At 61.6% G+C, this 23,587-nt stretch carries 21 protein-coding genes; 9 read left to right on the plus strand and 12 right to left on the minus strand.

All coding sequences use genetic code 11. The annotated features are described in order from the left end of the window. Positions 1 to 165 precede the first annotated feature (165 nt). Positions 166 to 1,491 (minus strand): MFS transporter, encoded by a 1,326-nt coding sequence (locus BN2475_RS20125; RefSeq protein ID WP_094781255.1) that lies wholly within the window; start codon positions 1,489 to 1,491, stop codon positions 166 to 168. Positions 1,492 to 1,632: 141 nt separating this feature from the next. Between BN2475_RS20125 and BN2475_RS20130 the strand changes: the two genes are divergently transcribed. The 3 genes from BN2475_RS20130 to BN2475_RS20140 all read left to right on the plus strand — a co-directional run bounded on the left by BN2475_RS20130 (position 1,633) and on the right by BN2475_RS20140 (position 4,624). Further along, positions 1,633 to 2,355 (plus strand): GntR family transcriptional regulator, encoded by a 723-nt coding sequence (locus BN2475_RS20130; protein WP_094781256.1) that lies wholly within the window; start codon positions 1,633 to 1,635, stop codon positions 2,353 to 2,355. Between the two features lie 62 nt (positions 2,356 to 2,417). Continuing rightward, a complete protein-coding gene (locus BN2475_RS20135; RefSeq protein ID WP_094781257.1) occupies positions 2,418 to 3,701 on the plus strand; it encodes an MFS transporter in 1,284 nt (427 codons plus the stop codon). 47 nt (positions 3,702 to 3,748) lie between these two features. Continuing rightward, complete coding sequence (locus BN2475_RS20140) at positions 3,749 to 4,624, plus strand: amidohydrolase family protein (RefSeq protein ID WP_094781258.1); 876 nt, start codon at positions 3,749 to 3,751, stop codon at positions 4,622 to 4,624. Positions 4,625 to 4,744: 120 nt separating this feature from the next. Here the strand turns inward: BN2475_RS20140 and BN2475_RS20145 are convergent, their stop codons facing one another. Next, a complete protein-coding gene (locus tag BN2475_RS20145) occupies positions 4,745 to 5,338 on the minus strand; it encodes a helix-turn-helix domain-containing protein (RefSeq protein WP_094781259.1) in 594 nt (197 codons plus the stop codon). 121 nt (positions 5,339 to 5,459) lie between these two features. On the opposite strand from BN2475_RS20145, the gene BN2475_RS20150 reads away from it, so the two are divergent. Both BN2475_RS20150 and BN2475_RS20155 read left to right on the plus strand, forming a co-directional pair. Next, positions 5,460 to 6,188 carry an SDR family NAD(P)-dependent oxidoreductase gene (locus tag BN2475_RS20150; protein WP_094781260.1) on the plus strand — a complete coding sequence of 243 codons (729 nt, stop codon included), beginning with the start codon at positions 5,460 to 5,462 and terminating at the stop codon, positions 6,186 to 6,188. Between the two features lie 2 nt (positions 6,189 to 6,190). After that, a complete protein-coding gene (locus tag BN2475_RS20155; protein ID WP_094781261.1) occupies positions 6,191 to 7,288 on the plus strand; it encodes an S-adenosylmethionine:tRNA ribosyltransferase-isomerase in 1,098 nt (365 codons plus the stop codon). A gap of 201 nt (positions 7,289 to 7,489) precedes the next feature. Here the strand turns inward: BN2475_RS20155 and BN2475_RS20160 are convergent, their stop codons facing one another. Beyond that, positions 7,490 to 7,957, minus strand: a complete 468-nt coding sequence (locus BN2475_RS20160; RefSeq protein WP_094781262.1) for a MarR family winged helix-turn-helix transcriptional regulator — start codon at positions 7,955 to 7,957, stop codon at positions 7,490 to 7,492. 89 nt (positions 7,958 to 8,046) lie between these two features. On the opposite strand from BN2475_RS20160, the gene BN2475_RS20165 reads away from it, so the two are divergent. After that, positions 8,047 to 8,415, plus strand: coding sequence for an antibiotic biosynthesis monooxygenase family protein (locus tag BN2475_RS20165; protein WP_094781263.1), 369 nt, complete (start codon positions 8,047 to 8,049; stop codon positions 8,413 to 8,415). A gap of 11 nt (positions 8,416 to 8,426) precedes the next feature. On the opposite strand, the gene BN2475_RS20170 is transcribed toward BN2475_RS20165, so the two are convergent. The 8 genes from BN2475_RS20170 to BN2475_RS20205 all read right to left on the minus strand — a co-directional run bounded on the left by BN2475_RS20170 (position 8,427) and on the right by BN2475_RS20205 (position 17,130). Beyond that, entirely contained in the window at positions 8,427 to 9,473 is a 1,047-nt protein-coding gene (locus BN2475_RS20170) for a YncE family protein (RefSeq protein ID WP_094781338.1), read from the minus strand. Between the two features lie 74 nt (positions 9,474 to 9,547). Beyond that, positions 9,548 to 10,471, minus strand: coding sequence for a DUF1259 domain-containing protein (locus BN2475_RS20175; RefSeq protein WP_094781339.1), 924 nt, complete (start codon positions 10,469 to 10,471; stop codon positions 9,548 to 9,550). Positions 10,472 to 10,599: 128 nt separating this feature from the next. After that, positions 10,600 to 11,853, minus strand: coding sequence for an MFS transporter (locus BN2475_RS20180; protein ID WP_094781264.1), 1,254 nt, complete (start codon positions 11,851 to 11,853; stop codon positions 10,600 to 10,602). Then, positions 11,840 to 12,271 carry a chromate resistance protein ChrB domain-containing protein gene (locus tag BN2475_RS20185; protein WP_094781265.1) on the minus strand — a complete coding sequence of 144 codons (432 nt, stop codon included), beginning with the start codon at positions 12,269 to 12,271 and terminating at the stop codon, positions 11,840 to 11,842. Before BN2475_RS20185 ends, BN2475_RS20180 begins: the two co-directional genes overlap by 14 nt. Before the next feature lie 96 nt (positions 12,272 to 12,367). Further along, on the minus strand, positions 12,368 to 13,552 hold the full coding sequence (locus BN2475_RS20190; RefSeq protein ID WP_094781266.1) for a chromate transporter: 1,185 nt from the start codon (positions 13,550 to 13,552) through the stop codon (positions 12,368 to 12,370). Then, positions 13,549 to 14,529: a chromate resistance protein ChrB domain-containing protein gene (locus BN2475_RS20195; RefSeq protein ID WP_094781267.1), complete on the minus strand. Its 981-nt coding sequence runs from the start codon at positions 14,527 to 14,529 to the stop codon at positions 13,549 to 13,551. Before BN2475_RS20195 ends, BN2475_RS20190 begins: the two co-directional genes overlap by 4 nt. A gap of 370 nt (positions 14,530 to 14,899) precedes the next feature. Beyond that, positions 14,900 to 16,261, minus strand: coding sequence for a metallophosphoesterase family protein (locus BN2475_RS20200; RefSeq protein ID WP_094781268.1), 1,362 nt, complete (start codon positions 16,259 to 16,261; stop codon positions 14,900 to 14,902). 569 nt (positions 16,262 to 16,830) lie between these two features. After that, positions 16,831 to 17,130, minus strand: a complete 300-nt coding sequence (locus BN2475_RS20205) for a DUF3579 domain-containing protein (RefSeq protein ID WP_094781269.1) — start codon at positions 17,128 to 17,130, stop codon at positions 16,831 to 16,833. 374 nt (positions 17,131 to 17,504) lie between these two features. Between BN2475_RS20205 and BN2475_RS20210 the strand changes: the two genes are divergently transcribed. The 3 genes from BN2475_RS20210 (at position 17,505) to BN2475_RS20220 (ending at position 21,838) form a co-directional block, all read left to right on the plus strand. Then, positions 17,505 to 18,518: an ABC transporter substrate-binding protein gene (locus BN2475_RS20210; RefSeq protein WP_094781270.1), complete on the plus strand. Its 1,014-nt coding sequence runs from the start codon at positions 17,505 to 17,507 to the stop codon at positions 18,516 to 18,518. Between the two features lie 415 nt (positions 18,519 to 18,933). After that, entirely contained in the window at positions 18,934 to 20,106 is a 1,173-nt protein-coding gene (locus tag BN2475_RS20215; protein ID WP_174641996.1) for a porin, read from the plus strand. A gap of 106 nt (positions 20,107 to 20,212) precedes the next feature. After that, positions 20,213 to 21,838 carry a methyl-accepting chemotaxis protein gene (locus tag BN2475_RS20220; RefSeq protein ID WP_094781272.1) on the plus strand — a complete coding sequence of 542 codons (1,626 nt, stop codon included), beginning with the start codon at positions 20,213 to 20,215 and terminating at the stop codon, positions 21,836 to 21,838. A 382-nt stretch (positions 21,839 to 22,220) separates the two neighbouring features. Here BN2475_RS20220 and BN2475_RS20225 read toward each other — a convergent pair whose 3' ends face one another. After that, the gene (locus BN2475_RS20225; RefSeq protein WP_094781340.1) at positions 22,221 to 23,438 is read right to left on the minus strand and encodes an FAD-dependent monooxygenase; all 1,218 of its coding nucleotides are present in this window, start codon (positions 23,436 to 23,438) and stop codon (positions 22,221 to 22,223) included. Between the last annotated feature and the right edge of the window lie 149 nt (positions 23,439 to 23,587).

Below are 23,587 nucleotides of genomic sequence, written 5' to 3' on the forward strand. Positions count from 1 at the left end.
AAGGTGAGAAGCGGGGCGTGGCGATGGCTTACCGCGGGCCAACACCGGGCGGACCATCAGAGGAACATTTTGCTTCGGCACACTGCGGCAGCACTTCGCCTCACCCGCCACCCGATGACGGCCTCGCGCGAAGGCCAGATGCAGCCGGCGCGACGCGCATTCCGCTTATTGCCCAGCCGCAACGCGTGCACGCGTGCCGCGATCACTCGATGCCCACGCGACCGACATACCCGCGCCGAGCAGCGTCAGACAGACGACCGGCACCAGCATCGGCGCACTCGTGTTGCCGGCCAGTTTGCCGATGTAGGGCATCAGGTTTTGCGCAAAAAAGCCGCCCAGGTTGCCAATCGAATTGATCGCCGCAATACTCGCCGCCGCGCGGGCGCCCGTGAAGAAACGCGGCGGCAGCGACCAGAAACACGGATACAGCAGCGGGATGCACGCGCCGCCCAGGACCAGCGCAGCGAATCGCAGCGGCAGGCCCGGCAGTACGAGACTCAGCGCGAAGCCGACTACGCCAACGCTCGCCACCGCCGTCATCGCCTTGAGCACGACGCCCTCGCGCTTTAACTTCGCGGGCAGCCAGAGCAGGAGCAGCGCGGAAAGCATCCACGGGATCATGTTGAGCAATCCATTCATTGAATGCGAAACACCGCTACTCTTCAGAAGGGTCGGCATCCAGTAGGTCACGCCATAGAGCGACGTCGACATCATCATGTAGCCGCACGCGAACAGCAGCACGCGCTTGTCGACGAGCGCGCGCCACGGGTGTTCGGAAATGGCTTCGGCCGGCGCTTCACGTTTAAGCGCAGCGACCATCAGGTTCTTTTCGGCGCCGGAAAGAAACGGCGCTTGCTCGACCGATTCTGGCAGATAGCGCAACGCGACTAGCGCGATGACGATTGCCGGTGTGCCCGTCGCCACGAACACCCACTGCCAGCCTGCAAGACCGAGGTTGCCATCGAGCGACAGCAGCAAACCGCCCGCGAGCGAGCCGAGCATATTGGCAAGCGCGCTGCCGAGCGTAAAGAAGCCGAGCATGCGCGTGCGATGGCTCTGCGGAAACCACAGCGTCAGATAGAAGATCACGCCGGGATAGAAGCCGGCTTCGGCAACGCCCAGCGCGAACCGCAATACGTAGAAGAGGCCCATCGAATGTGTGAAGGCCATCGCCACCGTGACGACGCCCCACGTCACCATGATTCGCGCGAGCCACAAGCGTGCGCCGTAGCGATGCAACGCGAGCGTACTCGGCACTTCGAACATCAGGTAGCCGATGAAGAAGAGCGAAGCGCCCAGGCCATATGACGCTTCGGACATCCCGAGCGCATGCACCATCTGCAGCTTGGCGAAACCGACGTTCTGTCTGTCGATGAAGGCGATCAGGAACATCACGATCAGAAGCGGCATAAGCCGCCACGCGATTTTCTTCACGACAGCCTGCTCGGCGAGCGGGGTTGAATTCACAGAAGGTCTCCGGTTTAAATTCATATATATGTTTAGTGGGCTTGGTCAGGCCGGCAATGGGTATAAACCCGCTGTTTCTTTGTCGTTAAGGTATTGAAGGGTTACTACCAGGATGATGGAACATCGATCCATGCAATCATATATATGAATTTGGAGGAGACAAAGATGCACGCTGATGACCGGCTACCGCGCTACCAGCGCCTGCGCGATGAAATGGTCGCTCTGATCGCGGCCCGCCATTGGCGGCCTGGTGAAGCCATTCCCACCGAGCAGGCGCTCGCCAGCAGCTATGACGTGGCGGTAGGCACGGTCCGCAAGGCGGTGGATCTGCTCGTCGCGGAGGGTTTGCTGGAGCGCTTCCAGGGCAGGGGGACGTTCGTGCGCCGCGCCAGCTTCGACAGCTCGCTGTTCCGTTTCTTCCGTTTCCAGACGCGCCAGGGCGAGCGGCGCATTCCCGAGAGCCGCATCCTGCGTCGCGATGTCGTCGATGCACCGTCCGCCGTCGCTGCGGCATTGCAGATATCGAGCCACGCGCGGGTCATCCAGATGTCGCGTCTTCGTCTGATCGACGGCGTGCCGATGCTCGCCGAAGAGATATGGCTACCGTACGTCCGCTTTGCCGCGTTCGCGCAACTCGAGCTGACGGAGATCGGCGACCTGCTGTATCCCGTGTACGAGGCGACCTGCAACCAGGTCGTGGCCTCCGCGACTGAAACACTGACCGTCGAAGCAATCCGCCCGCTGCACGCACGGCTCTTGCGCATCGAGCCGGGTACGCCCGCCGTGGTGATCGAACGGCTCGCGTATGGATACGACAGGCAACCACTCGAATGGCGGCGTTCGCGCGGTCCCGCCAGCGAATTCATCTATCAGGCCGAGATCCGCTGACGGTCGCCGCTCATACCAAAACGTCGATCCGCACGAACGGATCGCGAACGCAGGAGACAGCCATGTTCAAGTGGTTTAGCGAGATTTCCAGCAGCGAACGGCGCACGTTCTGGGCGTGCTTCGGCGGATGGGCACTCGATTCACTCGATGTGCAGATGTTCAGCCTCGTGATTCCGGCCATCGTCGCGCAATGGTCGATCAGCCGCACGCAAGCGGGACTGGTGAGCGGGGCCACGCTGGTGGCGTCCGCGCTCGGCGGGTGGCTGGCGGGCATGTTGTCCGACCGGCTCGGACGCGTGAAGACGCTGCAATGGACGGTCGCGATCTTCTCCGTGTTCACGTTTCTTTGTGCGTTCGCGCAGAACTATCCCCAGTTTCTTCTCCTGAAGACTTTGCAAGGCTTCGGTTTTGGCGGGGAGTGGGCGGCTGGCGCTGTGCTGATGGCGGAAACGATCCGCAACGAGCATCGCGGCAAGGCGATGGGCAGTGTGCAAAGCGCATGGGCCGTCGGTTGGGCAGCGGCGGTGCTGCTCTATGCGCTGATGTTCTCGATGCTGCCGGGCGAGACGGCGTGGCGCGCGATGTTCGCGATCGGCATCCTGCCGGCGCTGTTGATCCTCTATGTTCGACGTGGCGTGCAGGAACCGGCGCCGCCGGCGCGCGCAGCGCGTCAACAGGATGCACAGGCTTCAGGACCTCGCGTCGGCATCTTTTCTCCGCAAGTGCTGCGCATGACGCTCATTGGTGCATTACTCGGTGTCGGCGCGCATGGCGGATACTACGCGCTGATGACCTGGCTTCCGACGTTTCTGAAGACCGAACGCCATCTGTCCGTGCTCGGCACCGGCGGCTATCTCGCCGTCGTGATCGTCGCATTCTTTTGCGGGTGCCTCGCGAGCGCGCAAATGCTCGACCGTATCGGGCGACGCAAGACCATCCTCCTGTTTGCAATCTGCTGCGTGCTGACTGTTGTTGGCTATGTGTTTCTGCCACTCGGCAACACCGCGATGCTGTTCTTCGGCTTTCCACTCGGTTTCTTCGCAGCAGGGATTCCGGCGAGCATGGGCGCGCTTTTCAACGAGCTTTATCCGCGTGGCATCCGCGGCACAGGCGTCGGCTTTTGCTATAACTTCGGCCGCGTCGTGTCGGCAGGTTTTCCGGTGCTCGTTGGCCACATGTCGGCGACCATGTCGCTCGGAACCGCCATCGGCATCGATGCAGGGTTGGCCTATGCGATCGTGGTGCTGTCTGTACTCATGCTGCCGGAAACGCGCGGCCGCGCGCTCGATGAAGTCGTGCCTGAAGCGGAGCATGCAGGCACTCTGCTGCAGGCGCGCAGACATTGAAGAAGACCGCTGTCACGAGGTCACTGAAGGATAGTAGAGGAACATCAATGATGGAGAAGCAGGGTTCGGACGCGAGTCAGACACTGGCAGTGCATCGTCCGCCCCATATCGCGTCGATTGATGCGCATGCACATGTGTTCGAGTGCGGCTTGCCGCTCGCACGACAGCGTCGCTACGCGCCCGACTACGATGCGCCGCTCGATTCATATCTCGCGCAACTGGATCAGCACGGCGTGTCGCATGGGGTACTGGTGCAGCCCAGCTTTCTCGGCACCGATTGCAGTTATCTGCTCGACGCGTTACGTCGCGCGCCTGAACGGCTTCGCGGCGTCGCCGTCATCGAGCCGAACTGCGGACCTGACACGTTGGCGACGATGGCGCGTGCCGGCATCGTCGGTATCCGCCTGAATCTGATCGGCCAGGCCGATTTGCCATTGCATCGCTGGGTGAGCGCGCAGACGCTCACGCATATCCGGGAACTTGGATGGCATGTCGAAGTGCACGCCGAAGCGGCACGTCTCGAGCGCATCGTCCCGCCGCTTCTGGACAAAGGCATGAACGTGGTGGTCGATCATTTCGGCAGGCCCGATCCCGCTCGAGGTATAGATGATCCGGGCTTTCGCCGTCTTCTCGAACTTGGGAACACGCAGCGCGTGTGGGTGAAAGTATCGGCTGCCTATCGAAGCTGGCGGAACGCGGGGCACGACTACGATGACATACACGAGGCGGTTCAGCTTCTGACAAAGGCATTCAGCGTGAAGCGGCTCATGTGGGGCAGCGACTGGCCCCATACGCAGTTCGAAACACAGGTGAATTACGCCCGCACGCTCGAGCTGCTGCACGCGGTTCTTGCCGATCAAACCGAGCGCCGGGCGATAATCGTGGACACGCCTGCGCAGCTTTACATGTTTGATGTCATGTGAGTTTGTCGGGGGGGCTTCTTATAGCGAGCCATCGCAGATCGACTCGGCGAATTCAACCGGTCGACACGCATACCCCCCGCGCGACACCGCAAGCGCCGATTCAAGGCCGCACAGTGTTGGTCAGACACCCGCTCTTGCCAGTATCACGACAGATACGCCCAGCGCCTTGTGATGCGCATCCTCGTTGCGATACGAATGCGGCACGTGTCCGGGAAATGCCAGCACGTCACCCGCAGTGAGCCCGTGTCGCTCGCCGGCAACGAACACGGCGACCCGCCCTTCGAGACACGTGAAGTACTCGCGTGTGCCGGGCAGATGGGGCGTGCCGCGCAGATAGGCGCCGGGCGCGAAGGCCATCGTGTCGAGAATGCTGTCGCGCACCGGCTCGGGCACCAGTGGCCGGATCGTCAAGCCGCTGCCGCGATTCTGCGCGGAAATGTCCTCGACCGACCACTTGCGCACCTTCGCTCGCGGCGACGCAAGCAGTTCGTCAAGTGGCGCACCGAGCGCGCCGGCCACCTTCATCAGCACCGTCAGCGACGGATTGCCTTCGCCCGATTCCAGATTGGCGAGCGTCGAGCGCGGCACGCCCGACGCCTTCGCCAGCCCTTCCTGCGTCAACGCGCGAGCGTGCCGCAGCGCCACCAGGTTGCGAGCAAGGTGCTGGGCCACGTGAGCGATTTCATCGGTAGTTTCGTGAGAGGTCTCGTCCATCGTATCGACTTTCTGACAAGAAATTGGACATCGCACTGGGACAGGCGACGGGTCGTTTTTATTATCAGGCCATTGGGAAGACGCCGCTCACACGCGTGCGGCCCGCGACTGGAGTACCTGCATGACCGATTCGGAAAGAAACCTTGATGGCATTCGCGTTGCCCTCACGGGCGGCACCTCGGGACTCGGTCTCGCGTTGATGGACGAGTTGCTCGCCCGAGGCGCGACGGTGGCGTTCGTCGCCCGTCGCGCGCAACTCGTCGCCTCCGTGGCGGCCACACGCACGAAGGTCGCTGGCATTGTCGGCGACATAGCGAAGAAGGATGATATCTATCCGCTCGCGCTGCAGATCAACGGCGTGCTGGGCGGCGTCGATGTGCTGGTGAACAATGCTTCGTCGCTCGGACCCGTGCCGCTCGCGCTTCTCGGGGACACTCAGTGCGAAGACTTCGAAGCCGCACTCGCGACCAATGTACTCGGCCCGTTCCGGCTGACCAAGGCATTGCTGGGTTCGCTCGCGGCGGCCGCGCGAGAGCACGGTGGCGCCGTCGTGCTGAACGTATCGAGCGATGCGGCCGTCGAGCCGTACCCGACATGGGGCGCGTACGGCGCAAGCAAGGCGGCGCTGCGCCAGATGTCGCGCATCTGGAACGCTGAGCTTGTTGCGCAGCGGATTCGCATGCTGTCCCTCGATCCGGGCGATATGGATACGCCATTGCATGCGCTCGCCGCGCCCGGCGACGACCCCGCGACATTGAAGCGCCCCGCCGACGTAGCGCACGAGTTCGCCGACGCGATTGCGTCGGCATTGCACGAGTTGCGCAATGCCGCCACTCACGGGGGATCGTGACGATGCGCGCGGCCACGCTGCCGATTCAACGCCCTGACGATGCGCGACTGCTTGTCGTCGATGGTTCCGGACATATCGAACATCGTGCGCGACGCGCACTCGCCACATTTCTTCGTGCGTACGATTGCGTGATCGCGAACGATGCGGCGACGCTGCCTGCAAGTCTGCATGGCATTCACGACCGGACGGGCGAATCGATCGAAGTGCGGCTCGCAGGACGGCCTTCGCTCGCCGCTGACGAAGTTGCGCGTTTCAGCGCGATCCTGTTCGGCGCCGGTGACTTCCATATGCAGACCGAAGCGCGCGCAGCGCCACCCGCTCTATTTCCCGGCGACCGCCTCACGCTCGGCCCGCTGACGGCAACCGTCGTCCGGATGCTTGGTCATCCGCGCTTCGTCGAATTGCGCTTGCACGGTAGCGCCGTACACATCTGGCACGCGCTCGCGCTGCACGGCAGGCCAGTTCAGTACGCGCATCTGGACAGCGCGCTCGCGCTGTGGGACGTCTGGACGCCGATCGCCGCGCAGCCGGTGGCGTTCGAGCCGCCATCAGCCGGCTTCGTGCTTGACTGGCGCACCATTGAAAGCCTACACGCGCGGCGCATTTCGTTCGCAACATTGACGCATGCAGCCGGCCTCTCATCGACAGGCGATGCTGGGCTCGATCGTTGTTTGCCATTCGACGAACCCTATCGGATTCCAGCCGCGACGGCCGCGTTGATCGAAGCGACACGCGCACGGCAGGGACGCGTCGTGGCGATCGGCACGACCGTCGTGCGCGCGCTCGAGCATGCGGCGAGTGTGGATGGCACCGTCCATGCCGGAGACGGGATTGCTACTCAACGGATCGGACCGAACACGCGCTTGCGTATCGTCGACGTCGTCGTGTCCGGCGCGCATGAACCCGGTTCGAGTCACTACGAACTGCTACGCGCGTTCGCGGATCGCGCGACGCTTGCCCGCGCGACGGCGGCGCTCGAAGCTCACCGTTATCGGACGCATGAATTCGGCGATTCGGTGTGGATCGAAAGGCGCAAGGACGATCGGCAGGACGCGCAGGTGAGCGCGCCGTGTTGCTGCGGGCAGTACGCAACGTGCTGATCTAGCGACCGAATGTCGTGGCGGCGTGGGTGGACTTCCTCTTGAAGACAAACTGACGTGACGCGGCTGCATTCCAATCTTCGTCATCGGCCACATTGTCAAAGCAACGTTGCCTGAGTTCACGTCAGCATGAGGCCCTTTTGCTTCGCCGCGGCCCTCGTCGTGCTCACCGTCGGGTACGTCTCGGCATGATCGCTTGCGTCAGTCGGCGGCGTCGCCGGCTCCCAGCCTGCTGGAAAGCAGTTCCACGACTTGCCGAACTTTTTCGACGTCGGCGACCGACAACCCCTCCGCCAGGCGGTTCGCCCACGGCGCCTGCAAACGCATTGCAGTATCAAACGCCGTACGACCCTTGTCAGTCAGCACAACAAGGGGCGCGCGGCGATGATTCGGATTGCTCTCGAATGCGACCAGTCCTTGGGCCTCGAGGTCGTTAGCGATGCGCTGGATATTCTGGCGACTCGAGCCCATTCTGCGCGCGAGCCACGAAACCGGCTCGGGAACATCAGCACTCACGACAGCGCCTAACACTTGCCAACGCGCGCTCGTTAGTCCGAGAGGTTCGACAAGCCGGTCGCCAGCGGCCAGCAGGTGACCGTTGAGTGCGAACAGATCAGGAATCAGGTTCGTCAAGGTTTCGCCCGCGGGCGTACGTTTGATTTTTGGCATTTTGACATCACAAAAACAACTTGACAGCATGACACCAATCAACTAGATTGGACGAAACATTGTCAACATATTACCAAATTAGGTGTGTCATGCAAACCTTCCGCCCGCTGGACCCCGCGTTTCCTATCGACCGTCAGCTCGCCGTCGATGCTGCGCCCGTCGTACTCGTCAATATCTTCACGCTCGAGCAAGCTGATGAACAGGATTTTCTACGGACATGGCAGGACGACGCCAAGTTCATGAAAGAGCAACCGGGGTTCATTTCTACCCAGCTGCACCGTGCCATCGGCGAAAGTGTGACCTACCTCAACTACGCGATCTGGGAATCGACCGCTCATTTCAGGGCTGCATTCATGCATCCGGAGTTCAGGGCGAAGATATCAACCTATCCATCAACTGCCGTTGCGTCCCCACACCTGTTTCAGAAGGTCGCTGTCCCGGGCGTGTGCGTCGCTTAGCGACCGGCGCATTACCTGGGTGCCATTACGCGCAGCACCGGACGTCCGTCAACGTTCTTCAGTGGGAAGTAAGAGCGGTGTGTGTTGGGGTCGATCGCGACCACATGTGCGTTTGGCCCAACCCGTCCTTCGCCGATTTTGGCGACGTGCGAGCCTTTGACAGTGAAGATCGAAACAACGCCTGCTTCTCCAGCCACATAGAGCCTGCCAGGTGCCGGATCGAACGCGAGCACGTCGGGGTCTTTGCCGATGTCGAACGACTGGACGACGCGCCGCGCTTCCATTTCGAACACGAGCAGCTTGTCGTTGCCCTGACAGGCGACAAAGGCAAGCCGATCCGGCGAATCGATCAACAGTCCATGGTTGTGCTCGGCTCCCGGGAGCGCAAACCTGGCAACGATCCTGTCGACGGTTGGGTCGATTTCGACGAGTTCGTTGCGGGTCTGGACGTTGACAAAGATGTGGCGCGATTGCGGATCGTATTGCGTGTTCCCAACCTCACCGCCAAGAGGAATGGTCGCGACACGCCGGTTGCGCCGAACGTCAACGACTGTCTCAGTGCCACCGGCCTCGTCCGATACATAGAGCTTGTGCGTTTCTGGCGCGTAAGCCATCCCGTCGGGGTAGTGGCCGCCAGGCATGCGCGCGACAATGTTGAGCGTTGCCTCATCGATGGCGACGATCTCGTCCGTTCCCGTTGCCGAAGCATATACGCGCGACATCCCTGGAATGGCGAGCACACCATGAACTGATGAAACGCCAGCAATCCGTGCGACCATGCGCGAAGCGTTCACATCCACCACAACAACTTCCCCGTCGCCGAGGTGGGCGATGAATAGCAAGTGCCGATCGGGATCGTAGCTTTCGTAGTCCAGTCGGCTTGCGCGACCCGGCAACGGGATATCGGCAATGTGTGCCAGCGGCAGGCTATCGGTTCCTTCGTCCGCGGCGGCGTATGGAATCATTTGTGTCAGACCACCTGCGATCGTCGATAAAAAGAGAAGCACGAGGTAGAGCAGGACAACCGGACGAAAGCGCCAACGTTGCAAGGTCTTCATAAAAACCTCCCACGACACTACATCACCGCTACGCATGAGCGAATCGGTGACATCGCCTGCGAAATACCGCAGCGTCACTGCGCGCTTGAGCTCTGCGCATTCAGGGCCGCCTTGACGCTCTTTGCCAGGTCGATTGCCTTTCCCTTGCCCCAGTAGTGCAGGAACAGGATGCGGGGCGTCTCATCCGTCATATGCTGATGGATTGCCACGATATTGATCCCGGACGCGCGCATGGTCTTGAGCACGGTCTGCAGTTCACCTTCACGCATGGCGAAATCGCCGTCGACGACCGCTTCGTCGTCAGTACCGGCGAATGCAGCCCACGTGTTGACACCCATCTCGTTGCCGACGGTGAGACCATGCATGCTGGCTGTCCTGCCGACGACTACCTTGAACATGCCGTTATTCGTCTGGCCTTTCGAGCCGAACACCGCTTCGAGTGGCGCGGCGGTGATGCTGCTCGGGCTGGCGATATGCCCTGGAAAGGCATTTTCAGGATCGGCATGCGCAGAACGGACCTCCGTTATCCGGTCGTAGACCTTTTTGACGCCCTCCGCGAGCTTCGCAACGTCACCTTGGCCGCCGATATGCATGAAATACACCTTGGGCTGGTCAAAAAAGAAATGGTTGTGGAGCGCGGTCACTTCCAGCCCGGCGTCGAGCGCAGCGCTCATCGCCGGATTAACTTCGTCTTCGAATAGCACGGTGTCGCCCATCATCATGGCTTGCGAACCATGGGCCGGCTTGAACGCCGCATAAGACGTCAGACCCATGAACGGTGGCATGGTCCAGCCGTCGACCTGGATTTTGACGTCGTTGCGCGGCTTCGAAATCTTGAACACGTCCTCCTGTTTGGAATACGTGCCTTTCAGGCCAGTGATCTGCTCGATGCGCGCGGTATCGAGCGCGGTCTGCTGTTGCGCATCGACCTGACTCGCGGCGGCGCAAATACCGATCGCGATGACTAATGCTTGCGAGAGGCGTCGTAAAGATGACATCAGAAATTCCTCCTTCGACATTTGGTGGGCAGTACGCGCAAATGCGTCGCTATCTGTCCAGGCTGTGCGTTATGTTGGTACGTTCGGCTCCTCGTATCTGTGTGCTGCAATTTATTGGATGAGTGAAATCAGCGATCCGGTTTGACATGACGGAAGAGGAAAAGCAGCGAAAGATCGTAGGTGATCTTGAGCGCGCCGCAGGCGACGAGCGGCGCGCCGAGCCATCCCATTCCGATTAGACCGCCTGCCAGGGTCGGCCCGAGCGACGCGGCAAGACTTCGCGGTACGGACGTGAAGCTCGCGGCGGCAGGCCGCTCGGAGGGCGTGACCACGGCCATCACATAGGCGGTACGCGTAGGGACGTCCATCTGCGACAACGCGCTGCGAGCGAGCAGTAACGCGAGGGTCGCGGGCAGTGAAGCAGTAAAGGCAGCGGCGATCAGGCACAGGCTCGCGGGAATGTGCGTGAACACCATCGTGTTGAGCAGACCGATTTTCCTGGCCAGAGGCGGCGCCGCGAGCTGGGAAAGCGCGGTAAGCAGCCCTGCCCAGAAAAAGAATCGCCCCGCCGCACCGACTGACAGGCCGAAGCGTTGCATGAGCCACAGCGACAGCAATGAGTTGACCAGGAGGCCACCGGCAAATGCGTCCACGCTGAACAGCAGGGCGAGACGCGTCACGATGCCCCGCGACTGGTCAAGCGGTGCAGTGTGGCGCTGAATCTGCGTGCCGGAATGCGGTAGCCGACGATACAGAAACCAGATGACGACGCCCGTCCCCGCATACAGCACGAACATTGCGCGCATGGCGAGCGGCTCCGTCACACCGGCATGCGCCACCAGCCACGCCGGCAGGCCTGCCGCGAGAGACCCGAGCGATGCCGACAAAGCGCCGATCAGGCTGTAGCGCGCGAACAATGCCGTTCGCGTGTCGCCGGCCGCCATTTCGGCAAGGCGCGATTGTTCGAGGGGAAGAAAGAGACTGACGTCGCCTGAGCTCGGGTTGAGCGTACCCACGAAGGCCACGATCAGGATCGGCAGCAGTGACGATAACCCGCCAAAGCCGAGCCCGGTGCCGACCATCAGTGCGGCGGCAAAAACGAACATCCGGCGCGGCGCGAAACGCCTGGCAAGCGCACCGACGACGATGGTTGCCAAAGCGGAGCCGATAAGCGTTGTGGTGCTGATCAGGCCGACGTCGAGCTGTCCGAACCCGAGTGCGAGCAGGTATGCCGGAAGCAGGACCGCGATAAATCCGTCACAGAAACCGCGCAGGCCACGGGATATCAGCAGCCACCGCGCCGCGCTGTCGACGCCAGCCGGTAATAGCCAACGCGACATTCGGTGCGTCAACGAAACGGTGCGCCCCTCACGTGTGTTCATCGCTGCTTTTGCACCAGGCATACAGTGCGTCATAAACGATCATGCCCTGTCGTAACTGCTCGTGATCGTCAGTGAAGTTGTGCGATAGGCCAACAGAAATCGCGTAAAGACCGGTGGCCTCGGGCGCAAGATCCAGCCGGCCGGTGTCGGCGCCCCGAACGATGCCGGCGAGCCGGAGCAGCGCGGGATCGTCCAGCCGATATTTCTGCAGGAATGCGTCGAAGCTGCAAAGTTCACCGTGATGACCGAGCTCAACGTCTGGTACATCGAACGGAATGGCCCCGGTTTCCTGTGCGAGCCGCGTCACCTCATCGCGAGGCACGTATAGGAACTCCGGCTCCTTGTCGATGAAACGGGCGATCAGCCACGGGCAGGCGATACGATCGATCTTGGGACGTTCGCGCGTGATCCATTTCATGATGCTGCTCCTCCACGAGAGACAAGTCGTGATATCCCGCCAGGTTAATCGCCGTCTTCCTCACGCTCATTCGTGGCGACCACCTTGCCAGTCTCGTCAAAAACCGTGCCCATGGATGAGCGGATAGACAGCGAGCCCGATGAGCGCCGCGGCGATGACGATGACCGGCTCCTGCAGCTTCTTGAAGCGCCACAGCAGCAGCACGGTCGCGAGCGCGAGCAGGACAGTCGGCCAGTCGATGATCGAACGCTGCGCAATCACGATCACCGAGCCGGTAATGGCGCCTACGGCCGCCGCAGTGATGCCGTCGACGAATGCCTTGACGGCGGGCAGCTTGCCGTACTTCTTGAAGTACGGCGCGGGCAGCACTGTGAATAGATAGCAGGGCAGGAAAGTGCCGAGCGCTGCCACGCATGCGCCCGCGAATCCCGCGACCAGATAACCGATGAAGCCGACCGTGATCACGACGGGTCCGGGCGTAATCATCGCGACGGCCACGGCATCGACGAACTGTTTGTCGTTGAGCCAGTGATGCTCGGTGACGACGCCGCCGTAAAGGAACGGCACGATCGCGAGTCCCGAGCCGAACACGAAAGCGCCGGCCTTCGTGAAGAACAAGCCGATCTGGCCGAGCAATGGCCAGTCGAGACCACTGAGCACGCCGCTCGCGGCCGGCAGTTGCGCCGGCGCGACTGCGTTCAGTCCACCTTTCTTGAGCCATTTCGGCGGCGCAACGACGAACCAGTTGACGAGGCCCCCCGCAATGAAAAGCCACGCGATCTCGGATTCAGTGATGACCGTCACGGCTGCGAGTATCAGATAGATCACCCACAGGAGCCTGTTGCTGCCAATGGTCTTCGTGGTGAGCTTGTATGCGCTCATCGCGATGATTCCGACGACTGCTGCACCCACACCATAGAAGGCTGCCTGCATCCACGAGAGCCCGCCGAAGTGGACATAGGCCCAGCCAAGGCCCACTACCATCAGGAATGACGGCAGCACGAAGGCGATACCGGCCAGCGTTGCGCCGACGATGTGATAGTGCACGTGGCCCATATAGATGCCGAGCTGCGCCGCCAGCGGTCCCGGCATCATCTGGGCGAGCGCGAGTCCCTCGCGATAATCCGATTCGCTGATCCAGCCGCGCTGCTCGACGAGGTCGCGATGCATGTAACCGACGAGCGCCACGGGCCCACCAAACCCGAACGCGCCGAGCCGCAGCATGTACAGGGCCAGCTGGCCGAGCGTGTAGCGTGGCGAGGTCGCCGCCGTGGCGCTCATGATCGGCCTCCCGCGTCCCGGCTCTTTGCGGTCGATGCAAAGTGCGTGTAGAGGGAATCAAGTACACGGCTCATATCATCGAGCAACTGATCGTCGTCGGCCGCGCGTTCCCTCGCGCCTGCCATCACGGCTTCGAAGCCGATGGCCTCGGGAACAGGGGCTCCGCCCACATCCAGCGCATGGACCATTTCGCCCAGCCGAAGCAGGGCGGGATCCTTGTCGAGCCCGAAGCTCGCGATCAGCACCTCGAACGTCACGCGTTCGCCGACATGGGTGAACGCGGCGCCATCGAAATCGAAACCGAGCGCATTCGCGGGGCAGGCGTTGGGCGATGTGAGCCAGATGAAGTTTGCGTCGCGATCGATGAAGCGCCGGATCAGCCACGCGCTCGCGACGCGATCGACCCACATGTGCTGCCGCGTGGCCCACGTGCGCGCCTGGTAGTCGCTGACCGACAGACTCCGGATCGGGCACTCGGCAGAATGCGGTTCGCCCGGCGAAAGCACGGTGTCGACCAGACCGATGAAGTCCTGCCAGGCGGCCTCGGCGCGTGTCGCTGCATCGCGCGGGAAGTAGTCGATCGCAACAATGGTTTCGTAATCCTTGCGCAGGCGCCGAAGCAGCTTTGTCAGATCAGCCGCTGACTGGCCCGCAACCGTCTTGCGTGCATCCTTGAGCGCGCGGATGAACTCCGCGTGGTCTTCGCTGCGATCGAAAAGCGCCCGGAATTCCGCTTCCTGCGCGGTATCGAGGCTCGGCGCGCGCAGCAGATACGCGGTGCCGCCGCTATCGGCGATGGCGACCGCGAGTTCGCGCAGCATCTGTTCGCGCTCATCCGTGTGAGGCAGCAGGTAGATGCCGTCACGTAGCACCGCGCATCCCTTCGCTTTCAGCGCCCGCCAGAAGCGCATGCGGGCCGTGGCGTTTTCGGTGGGAAGCGTGAGGACCAGCAGGGACCAGGTGGTTAGCGTAGTCATGTAACGTAAACTACACGCATGTTTTGGACTCTACAAACGGTATTTTGTGCCTGGTTTGGGCCACGGCGACCGCTACAGAACAAGAAGTGGCCTTTGGGTGTCACGACCGCCCGGATGGCCGGGCCGGCGACGAGGGCGGTGGAGATTGACGTGGCGACGCCGATGTGTGGGTTGTTCGAGAAGCCCGTGCGTATGCGGGCGTTCGTGGCGTTCGTGGCGCTCGTGCAGTGCAACTACATGCCGATGTCGATCAGCAGTACTAGTCACCTGAGAAGGTGACCAGTACGACGGCATAATCCCGCGGTTCTTTGCCGACTACAGGTTGACGCGCCCAGATGACAGGCACGCACGATTTCCGGCGAGACTTTCGTCAATTCTGCCGGTCCATCCCTTGCGCGAACTCGCGTATGCGCGCGGCGAGTGCAGGTACGCCGGAATCGCGGGCTACGAAGTGTGACAGCTTGCGCGTAGCCAGATCAACGGTTACCTGATCGTCGGGCGCTTTCGTATGCGGTCCGTCGACAGCGGGGTGGTACTCGATCCGCAGCTGCGTCGGGTTGGCGATGATCCGCAGGTAACCGTAGTTCTGGTCATCGTAGTTTTCAAAGACGACAGCGTCCGTGTGCTTCGACGCAGCTTGAATCAGTTGCGGCGCGCGAAGTGGTGGTTGTCCGTTCGTGGTGAGTCGCTGCACGGCGTGGCCGCCATTTCCGCAAACGATATAGGGAATCTGCGTGCCATCAGGGCGGGTTCGCGTGAAGCGCTGGTAGTTATGCGCGTGTCCCGCGAGGTCGGCATGCGGCCACACACCGACCTCGGTGCAGATCGCGTCGATCTGCTGTTGCATCTCGACACTCCAGCCATGACGGCCGCGCGCCACATACGGCGGATGGTGATGCGCGAACAGCAGCGCGCCGCGATAATTTTCCTTCTTCACCCGTTTCAGGGCCGCTTTCAGGAACTTGAGCTGGCTGTGGCCGATATCGCCGTTCGCAATCACGCCAGGGTCTTCGAGCGTATTGCTATACAACGCGATGATGCGCACGAACGGGGCCTCGAACGTGAAAAAGACGCCCGGCTGTATCTGTGCGGTACGTGAAAGGTGGCCGGCATCTGGCGAGACCTGAAAGCAGTCGGTACAGAAGTTTCTCAGAAACGCCTGCAAGCTCTTCTCATGCTGTAGCGGCGAAATCATTCCGTCGTGGTTGCCTGCTACGGCGAGAATTGGCGCGTGATAGTCACGATACGGCTCGTAGAACTGGTCGTAATAGTACTGTGACTCGCCGAAGCTGTAGACGATGTCGCCCAATAGAAAGTTGAATTGCGGCACCTCCGCCGGGTCCGTTTCATCGAAGTCGCTCACCATCTTGTCCGAGACTTCGTTCTGTGTTTGCGGGCCTTTCGTGCTGCCGCAGTCGCCGGTGGCATGAAAGACAATCTGTTGATTCGCGCTGATCTGTTCGAGCAGCGTCTGATTGTCGTTGATCACCTGGGCAAATGTAAGCCTGGGCTCGGCGTCGCCACGCGGCGCGGGAAAAGGGAGCGCCTTGAGTTTATGCTCACGGTTCAGTTCGTCGATGACCTTGTAAGCTGCAGCGTCCGACGCGTGCCTGACGACAAATGTTTGCGGATCCGGTGTGGGCTGTGGCTGCGAGAAAACCGGCGCGGCGAGTACTCGATCTCTGGTGTTGCTGCGCGCGGCCGAAGATTGATCTGAGCGCTTCTTTGGCATGTCACATCCTCCTCATCGTCGACAAAAGAGCGGCGCCTGCGATTGTGCGTGGACCCGTCGCACTTTGGCGCCGCCGTTCGTTGCACTTGTTCGGGCGCTGCTGCGCGAACGATATGTAGCCTGTGACTCGGCAGATCACCGAGCGCGTGTCCGGCGCCGGAACCCGGTTGAGACAATCGTTCGACGAGGAGGTTCAGATTCAGTTACTGCCAGCGAATGATTCACACACATCCGCGAGGGAAGTATCTATGTTTGCCAGCTTGATAAAGCTCCGGGGGAATTCAACGCTTTTCCTTCATCTGCCGGGTCAGCGCCGTACAACCATACCTGTCCGTCGCATCGGGCGCAGATGGCCAGTTCTCGCGCATGCGACGCATCCGGCCGCAATACGGTGCCACGGTATAGGCACGCCGCGCACACATAGGTGTAACGCACCTCTGGGAGTATCTGCATCAACTGTCTCCTGGCCATCGCGCGCTGCGCTTATTGAAAGGTAAGCGCCGACGCTTTTACTTCATCCCTATTCGTTAACGAAGTGCCGCCCATCATTTCGAACTCACCCCGATAGTTCATCGAGGGATACGGTAGAGCTCGACTGTAAGGTCGTTGTCACTGGCGAACCGCATGACGAAGTCAAACGCGTCGGGACAGACGCGCCGCAATTCGCGCGCAACGTGCAGGCATTTAAGATCCTGCTCAAAAATGGGCATTGCAAGGCGCGTGGAAGCGATATGAATGCCAGTGCTTCGCTCGCCAACGAACAGCGTGATGACCCCGGTGAGGCGTTCGGCCCAATCTGCTGGCCGGAATGGCTTGCATTGCGACGTCATACCGCGGATCAGGTAGTCGTGAATACCGTCGTCAGTCATATTGCTGTAATCAACCGACGTGCGGCCCCAGGTAGGGCGCTGGCTGTGTCGCCGCTCGAATGTTGCATGCAGGATAAGGTCTTCTATGTCGATGATCCGATTCTAAGAAGGCGAAACCTTCTCAATGCTTTCAGCGGTGGTGAGTTCCGATGGGGGTTTTCCACGATGAATTGGGTCTTCCCTGAGTCAGGCGACGAACCGTCGACGCAGACCTGAACGTGGCTGTGCTTTTGCACCGGCAACGATTCCTCTCATGGAAATCCCTTAGTTGCAAGCCGTCGTCTTGAAAGCGGCAGGAAGGATTCATGCTTCGACAATCGCTCCATCGATGCACAGAGGCAGCACTTCGCCGCCGACAATAATGGAGACAATCGATGCCACAGAGATTCAAAGCGTTTCGTCATATCACCGGCGCTTGCTGCCTGCTGTTCGGCCTTTCCGCTCAGCACGCGATGGCCGCCGGCAGCGAGAAGATCACCATCATGGTCGGCGGCATCACCAAACTGATTTATCTGCCAGCGCGCCTGACCGAGCAGCTCGGCTACTTCAAGGACGAAGGACTCGATGTCGAATTGCTGTCGCAACCGGCCGGCGTCGATGCTGAAAACGAACTGCTGGCGGGTGCCGTTCAGGCTGTCGTAGGTTTCTACGATCACACGATCGATCTGCAAACAAAGGGCAAGGACGTCAAAGCGATTGTCGTGTTCGGTCAGGTGCCGGGCGAGGTCGAAATGGTCTCGACCAAAGCGGCCGACACGGTCAAGTCCATGGCCGACGTCAAGGGCAAGACGCTGGGCGTGACGGGCCTCGGTTCGTCAACCAGCTTTCTGACGCAGTACCTTGCCGGCCAGCACGGCATCCAGTCGACCGAATACACGATGCTGCCGGTCGGCGCTGACGCTAGCTTCATTGCTGCAATCAAACAAGGCCGCATCGACGCGGGCATGACAACCGAGCCTACCGTGTCGGCACTGCAGAAGTCCGGCGATGCGAAAGTGCTGGTCGACATGCGCTCGGTGGAGGGCACGAGAGCCGCGCTGGGCGGCACCTATCCCGCGTCGAGTCTGTATGTGCAGGCGGCGTGGGCTGATTCGCACAAGACCGAAGCCGCGAAGCTCGCCCATGCATTCGTGCGCACGATGCAATTTATCCACACGCACAGCGCTGAGGAAATCGCGGCGAAGATGCCCGACGACTATCAGAAAGACAAGCCGCTCTATGTGAGCGCGCTAAAGGCCTCTTTGCCGATGTACACGGCAGACGGAAAGATGCCGGCAGACGGTCCGGCAACCGTGCTCAAGGTACTGTCGGCGTTCAACCCATCGGTCAAGGGCAAGCATGTCGAATTGACCAAAACCTACACGAACGAGTTTGTCAGTTCGAAATAAGTCACTGGCGCGGTAAGCGCAAGGGTGCAACGGGCGCCCATTGTGGCCGCGAGGCAGGCGTCATGCCGGCAGATGCTTCGCGAGGAAACCGACGCGGCGCAGGTCGTGGCACCTGTCCCGCGCGGCCTGATCTTTGAATTGTCAACCTTGGCGAGACTGAACGCGATTGCGGCGCCGATATCGAGCTGGCGCGGCGGTCCGGCCACGCCATTTACAGGGCGCGGCGGCGTGGTCCCATGCCTGCCCGGATCTGCAAAGGATTCCGAACGATGGACAGGAAAGTCGTCGCGTATCAGTGAATTCACTGAGTTGTGCAAAGGATACGGGAAAGGATCGTGAAGGATTGGGGTATCTAGGATTGCGCCATCGGGATGTCGAACAGGCCGTCACAGGAGCGGCTGGAGCAGAGTCCCTGATGAGAAAAGTTAGGATTTCAACGCAGCAACTTGAGGAGACGGACTTGAAAAAAAGATACCTTACGCTGGCTGTCGCAGCGACGGCATTCGGGGCAAGCGGCGCGTATGCGCAGTCGAGCGTGCAGCTCTACGGCCTGATGGATCTGAGCGTGCCGACTTACCAGACGCACGCGGACGCGAACGGCAATCATGTCATCGGCATGGGTATCGGCGGTGAACCGTGGTTCAGTGGCAGCCGCTGGGGCATGAAGGGCGCGGAGGACATTGGCGGCGGCACGAAGATCATCTTCCGACTGGAAAGCGAATTCGTCGTGGCCAACGGCCAGATGGAAGACCCGGGGCAACTGTTCGACCGCGATGCATGGGTCGGCGTTGAAAACGACACATTCGGCAAAATCACGGCGGGTTTCCAGAACACCATCGCACGCGATGCAGCGGCGATCTACGGCGACCCGTATGGCAGCGCGCGCCTGACGACGGAAGAGGGCGGCTGGACGAACGCGAACAACTTCAAGCAGATGATTTTCTACGCGGCCAGCGCGACCGGCACGCGTTATGAAAACGGCGTCGCGTGGAAGAAGCTCTTTAGCAACGGCATTTTCGCGAGTGCGGGTTACGCGTTCGGCAACTCGACGAGTTTCGGCTCCAACGCGAACTATCAGGTTGCGCTCGGCTATAACGGCGGCCCGTTCAATGTGTCGGGCTTCTATAGCCACGTGAACCGCGAGGGCAACACGAACCAGTCGTTCTCGGTCGGCGGCAACTATACGTTTGGTATTCTGCGCGCCAATGCCGGCTACTTCCGCTATCTCGGCAATCAGGGCGCGCTGGGTCAGCGCCAGGATAACGCGTGGACCGTGTCGCTCAAACTGTCGCCGAAGGGACCGCTCGATTACCAACTCGGCTATCAGCAGATGCGCGTGAAGAATGCCGCATACAACGTCGACGGCAATATTCCGAACGCGAACATCGGCGCCTTCGACCCGACCTCGGGCTTGCACAACGGTTACAAGGAAACGCTGTACTGGTCCGCGTTCTATCACCTGTCCAAGCGCACCGAAGTGTATCTGGCCGGCGACTATATGAGGTTGCACGGCGGCTATACGGTCGGCACCACGTTCGGCGCGACGAACCAGCTCGAACTGACCACGGGTGTGCGTACCCGGTTCTGATCGGGAACACAGCCTCGCAGCGCATCCGTTTCAATCGATGTTCTCCAGCTTGCGGCCGCGGACCTTTCCGCGGCCGCTTTTTCTTTTCAGCAGGCGAGGCAGAGACATGTTCAGCAATACGACTATCCGGACCGCGCTCACGGTCACCATCGTGGGCTACACGGCCGCGTTGATGTTCGTGATCGTGATATCCGTCGCTGGTTTGAAGACCAGCAACGCGGCGCTCGAAAAGATGTATAGCGAAGAGACCGTTGCGATTCGCCACATCGCCGCGAGCGGCGAGGCGCTTTTGAATGTGCGTGTCGATCTCGGTGCCTACGAAACGCTCGTGGCGCAGGGCAAGCCCACTGACGCGGTGCTCGCTCGCGTCCATGCAGGGCTCGCAGACAGCGATCGCGAACTGGCGGCTTATCTGACGCAGCCTCCGTCGAACGACGACGAGAAGGCGCTGACCGACGCGCTGCGCGCAAAGCGCGAGCAGCTGATGAAGCAGGTGCTTCTGCCCGAAGTTACCGCGCTCGATCAGAACGATTTCATCACGTTCCGGACCGCTGAGCGACAGGCGCCCGATGCGGTGTTCAGCGACTATAAACGTGCCGAACTTGCGCTGGAGAACTTTCAGGTGCAGCACGAAGAGACACGCTTCAAATCGGCCCAGCAGCATTTTCGTCTGCTGTGCTGGGTATTCGCTGCGATCGGTCTTGTCGCACTGGTGCTTGGTCTGTTCACGCGCTTCATGGTTGCCGCATCGATCGTGCGGCCGATCAACGCGGTCATTCAGCACTTCGAACGAATCGCGGCCGGCGATCTGACGGGGCAGATCGCCGGCGCGAGCGTCAACGAAATGGGCCGGCTGATGGACGCGCTTGCCCGCATGCAGCAGAGCCTCGTTGCCGCGGTCAGTCAGGTTCGTTTCGGCACGGCGGCAATCGCGCACGGCGTGCGCGAGATTGCGAGCGGCAATGCCGATCTGTCGACGCGCACCGAGCAGCAGGCGGCGACGCTGCAGGAGACCGCCGCGAGCATGGAGGAATTGACGGCAACGGTCAGGCAGAACGCCGACAATGCGCGAGAGGCCAGCACGCTCGCTGAAAACGCGTCGCAAACCGCGGCGCGTGGCGGTGAAGTGGTCGATCAGGTCATCGACGTGATCGCGCAGATGTCGTCGGGGTCGAACAGGATCGTCGACATCATTGGTGCGATCGAAGGTATCGCTTTCCAGACCAACATACTTGCCCTGAACGCCGCCGTGGAAGCCGCGCGTGCCGGCGACGAAGGGCGTGGATTCGCCGTGGTGGCGGGTGAAGTGCGTGCTTTGGCGCAGCGCTCGGCGGCCGCGGCGAAAGAGATCAGGGAACTGATCGTCAGTTCGGTGGCGAAGGTCGAGAATGGCTCCGAACTCGCGACTCGCGCCGGCGCGACCATGGCGGAGATCGTCAGTGCCGCGCGCAATGTGACCCGTATCGTGAGCGAAATCAGCGTGGCTTCGGAAGAACAGTCGCGGGGCATCGAGCAGATCACCTGCGCGGTGACGCTGATGGACAAGGCGACCCAGCAGAATGCCGCGCTGGTCGAGCAGGCCGCGGCTGCCGCGGCGTCGCTGGAGGAGCAGGCGGGCGCGCTTGACGACGCGGTCGCGGTGTTCCGGATGACTGAGCCGGTCAGCTCTCCCAGCGAGCAGCCGGAGAAGCGGGCCGAGGTATTTGCCGCACTGTCGACCGCCTGCGCTTGACGGTGCGCACGACATGGCGGCGCAACCTGTGCGGCAATTGAAGGTCCAACCGGACGAGAGTGATGTGTCGGGAGGTGCAACATGGACACTCGAGCGATGCTGCGGGGCGTTGCGACCGGTTTGCTCGCCGGGATCGTTCTCTTTGGCTTCGGTGGTTGCGACGCGTTCAGCGGACCGCCCGTGCCAGAATGGCCAGGGCCACACGCACCGTATCCTTTCCCTAACGATGTTCCGCATCGAACACAGTGATGCCGGCGACGCACCGGGCGCCTCATCGAGGTGCGCGTTCATCGAGCCGCACGTTGTCCCGGACGGGTAACCACGACGAGGCGAGTCCGACGGGCAAGAAGTGCTTGCGTCACTTGACCCGCCTCGCACCCGCTCAAAGCCAGGTGCCGCCCTGACGTTCGGTCGGTTCTTGCGTGAGGGCGTCGAAGTCGTGAATCCAGTCCAGGTGATGCAGCATCCTGTCGCGCGCACCGAGGCGGGCATTGCGCGCCTGTGCGGCTGGCCCGTCGGGCAGATGCAGCGCATCCGCCGTGGTGATCGACGCGTACTGCACCTTGCGCGTGCGGCCCCGGCGCAGCCGCTCGTAGGCTTCCTGCGCCTCGCGCCATTTGCCCGGGCCCGCCTTGGCCAGCTGCGCGGCCAGCACCACGGCATCTTCGATCGACTGGTTGGCGCCCTGGCCGTGGTGCGGTACCAGCGCATGCGCGGCATCGCCGATCAGGGTCACGCGGCCCTTGCTCCAGCGGCCGAGCGGCGGACGGTGGAACAGGCCCCAGCGCTGGCTGATCGGCACGGCCGTGATCATCTGCACCACGGCCGGATGCCAGTCCTTGAACAGGCGCAACTGTTCGCCCTCGCTGGCTGGCATGACCCAGTCGCGCGACGGCCACGGCGATGGATGACGCTCGACCAGCAGGAAATTCTGGTCTCCCTGGTCGCCGATCGGATAGTGCAGTAGATGGCCGCCAGGCCCGACCCAGAACTGGATGGTCTCGGGGTCCGGCAACAGGTCCATGCGCCCGGCCGGCACTACGCCGCGAAAGCCGGAGCAGCCCGAATACAAGGCGTCGTCGTAACCAAGCATCCAGCGCCGCGTGATCGAGCGCGCCCCATCGGCGCCGATCACCAGATCGGCGTCGATGCGCTGACCGTTGTCGAAAGTTAGACTCACGCGATCCGGGTGCTGCGCGAGATCGATCAGCCGATGGCTGAGCTTGATGCGCTCGAGGCCGACGGCTCTCGACAGCACCGCCTGCAGATCGGCACGATGAACGCCCCAGTACGAGCCGCCGAACTGCTCACGATAGCTGGGTGTGCCGCGATGATGACCAATGACTGCGCCGCTGCGTCCGTCACGATAGATCAGGCCGGGCACCTCCGCGCACACCGCTTCGAAGGCCGGGCGTAGTCCCATGCGCTCGTAGAAGCGCGTCGCATTGGCCGACAGCGCGACTGCTGCGCCCACCTCGCGCAGCTCGTCGGTCTGCTCATAGAGCTGCGCATCGATTCCATGCTCGCGCAGCGCGAGCGCCAGCGTGAGGCCACCGATGCCAGCGCCGACGATGGCGATCTTCAAGTCCATCTGCTTCATGAATATGTCTCCGATGTTCAGATTCATAGGTTGGCCTTGCTACGGCACGCGCCGGCGGCGCGTCGAATGCGTGAGCTCGTCAGTATTTTCAGCACTAGACCTTCATCCCTCAATAAGATGAAATGAATGTGCTTCATCACTGGATTGAA

Origin of the sequence: Paraburkholderia ribeironis (assembly GCF_900019265.1) — a bacterium.
In the GTDB taxonomy this organism is placed as follows: Bacteria; Pseudomonadota; Gammaproteobacteria; order Burkholderiales; family Burkholderiaceae; genus Paraburkholderia; species Paraburkholderia ribeironis.

Bases quoted from the DNA above. Each gene is read 5' to 3' on its own strand.
- BN2475_RS20185 (WP_094781265.1), bottom strand. From the start codon at position 12,271: ATGAAATGGATCACGCGCGAACGTCCCAAGATCGATCGTATCGCCTGC.
- BN2475_RS20210 (WP_094781270.1), top strand. From the start codon at position 17,505: ATGCCACAGAGATTCAAAGCGTTTCGTCATATCACCGGCGCTTGCTGC.
- BN2475_RS20225 (WP_094781340.1), bottom strand. From the start codon at position 23,438: ATGAAGCAGATGGACTTGAAGATCGCCATCGTCGGCGCTGGCATCGGT.
- BN2475_RS20190 (WP_094781266.1), bottom strand. From the start codon at position 13,552: ATGAGCGCCACGGCGGCGACCTCGCCACGCTACACGCTCGGCCAGCTG.
- BN2475_RS20140 (WP_094781258.1), top strand. From the start codon at position 3,749: ATGATGGAGAAGCAGGGTTCGGACGCGAGTCAGACACTGGCAGTGCAT.
- BN2475_RS20135 (WP_094781257.1), top strand. From the start codon at position 2,418: ATGTTCAAGTGGTTTAGCGAGATTTCCAGCAGCGAACGGCGCACGTTC.
- BN2475_RS20200 (WP_094781268.1), bottom strand. From the start codon at position 16,261: ATGCCAAAGAAGCGCTCAGATCAATCTTCGGCCGCGCGCAGCAACACC.
- BN2475_RS20150 (WP_094781260.1), top strand. From the start codon at position 5,460: ATGACCGATTCGGAAAGAAACCTTGATGGCATTCGCGTTGCCCTCACG.
- BN2475_RS20195 (WP_094781267.1), bottom strand. From the start codon at position 14,529: ATGACTACGCTAACCACCTGGTCCCTGCTGGTCCTCACGCTTCCCACC.
- BN2475_RS20220 (WP_094781272.1), top strand. From the start codon at position 20,213: ATGTTCAGCAATACGACTATCCGGACCGCGCTCACGGTCACCATCGTG.
- BN2475_RS20180 (WP_094781264.1), bottom strand. From the start codon at position 11,853: ATGAACACACGTGAGGGGCGCACCGTTTCGTTGACGCACCGAATGTCG.
- BN2475_RS20130 (WP_094781256.1), top strand. From the start codon at position 1,633: ATGCACGCTGATGACCGGCTACCGCGCTACCAGCGCCTGCGCGATGAA.
- BN2475_RS20160 (WP_094781262.1), bottom strand. From the start codon at position 7,957: ATGCCAAAAATCAAACGTACGCCCGCGGGCGAAACCTTGACGAACCTG.
- BN2475_RS20175 (WP_094781339.1), bottom strand. From the start codon at position 10,471: ATGTCATCTTTACGACGCCTCTCGCAAGCATTAGTCATCGCGATCGGT.
- BN2475_RS20215 (WP_174641996.1), top strand. From the start codon at position 18,934: ATGAGAAAAGTTAGGATTTCAACGCAGCAACTTGAGGAGACGGACTTG.
- BN2475_RS20170 (WP_094781338.1), bottom strand. From the start codon at position 9,473: ATGAAGACCTTGCAACGTTGGCGCTTTCGTCCGGTTGTCCTGCTCTAC.
- BN2475_RS20165 (WP_094781263.1), top strand. From the start codon at position 8,047: ATGCAAACCTTCCGCCCGCTGGACCCCGCGTTTCCTATCGACCGTCAG.
- BN2475_RS20125 (WP_094781255.1), bottom strand. From the start codon at position 1,491: ATGAATTTAAACCGGAGACCTTCTGTGAATTCAACCCCGCTCGCCGAG.
- BN2475_RS20155 (WP_094781261.1), top strand. From the start codon at position 6,191: ATGCGCGCGGCCACGCTGCCGATTCAACGCCCTGACGATGCGCGACTG.
- BN2475_RS20145 (WP_094781259.1), bottom strand. From the start codon at position 5,338: ATGGACGAGACCTCTCACGAAACTACCGATGAAATCGCTCACGTGGCC.
- BN2475_RS20205 (WP_094781269.1), bottom strand. From the start codon at position 17,130: ATGACTGACGACGGTATTCACGACTACCTGATCCGCGGTATGACGTCG.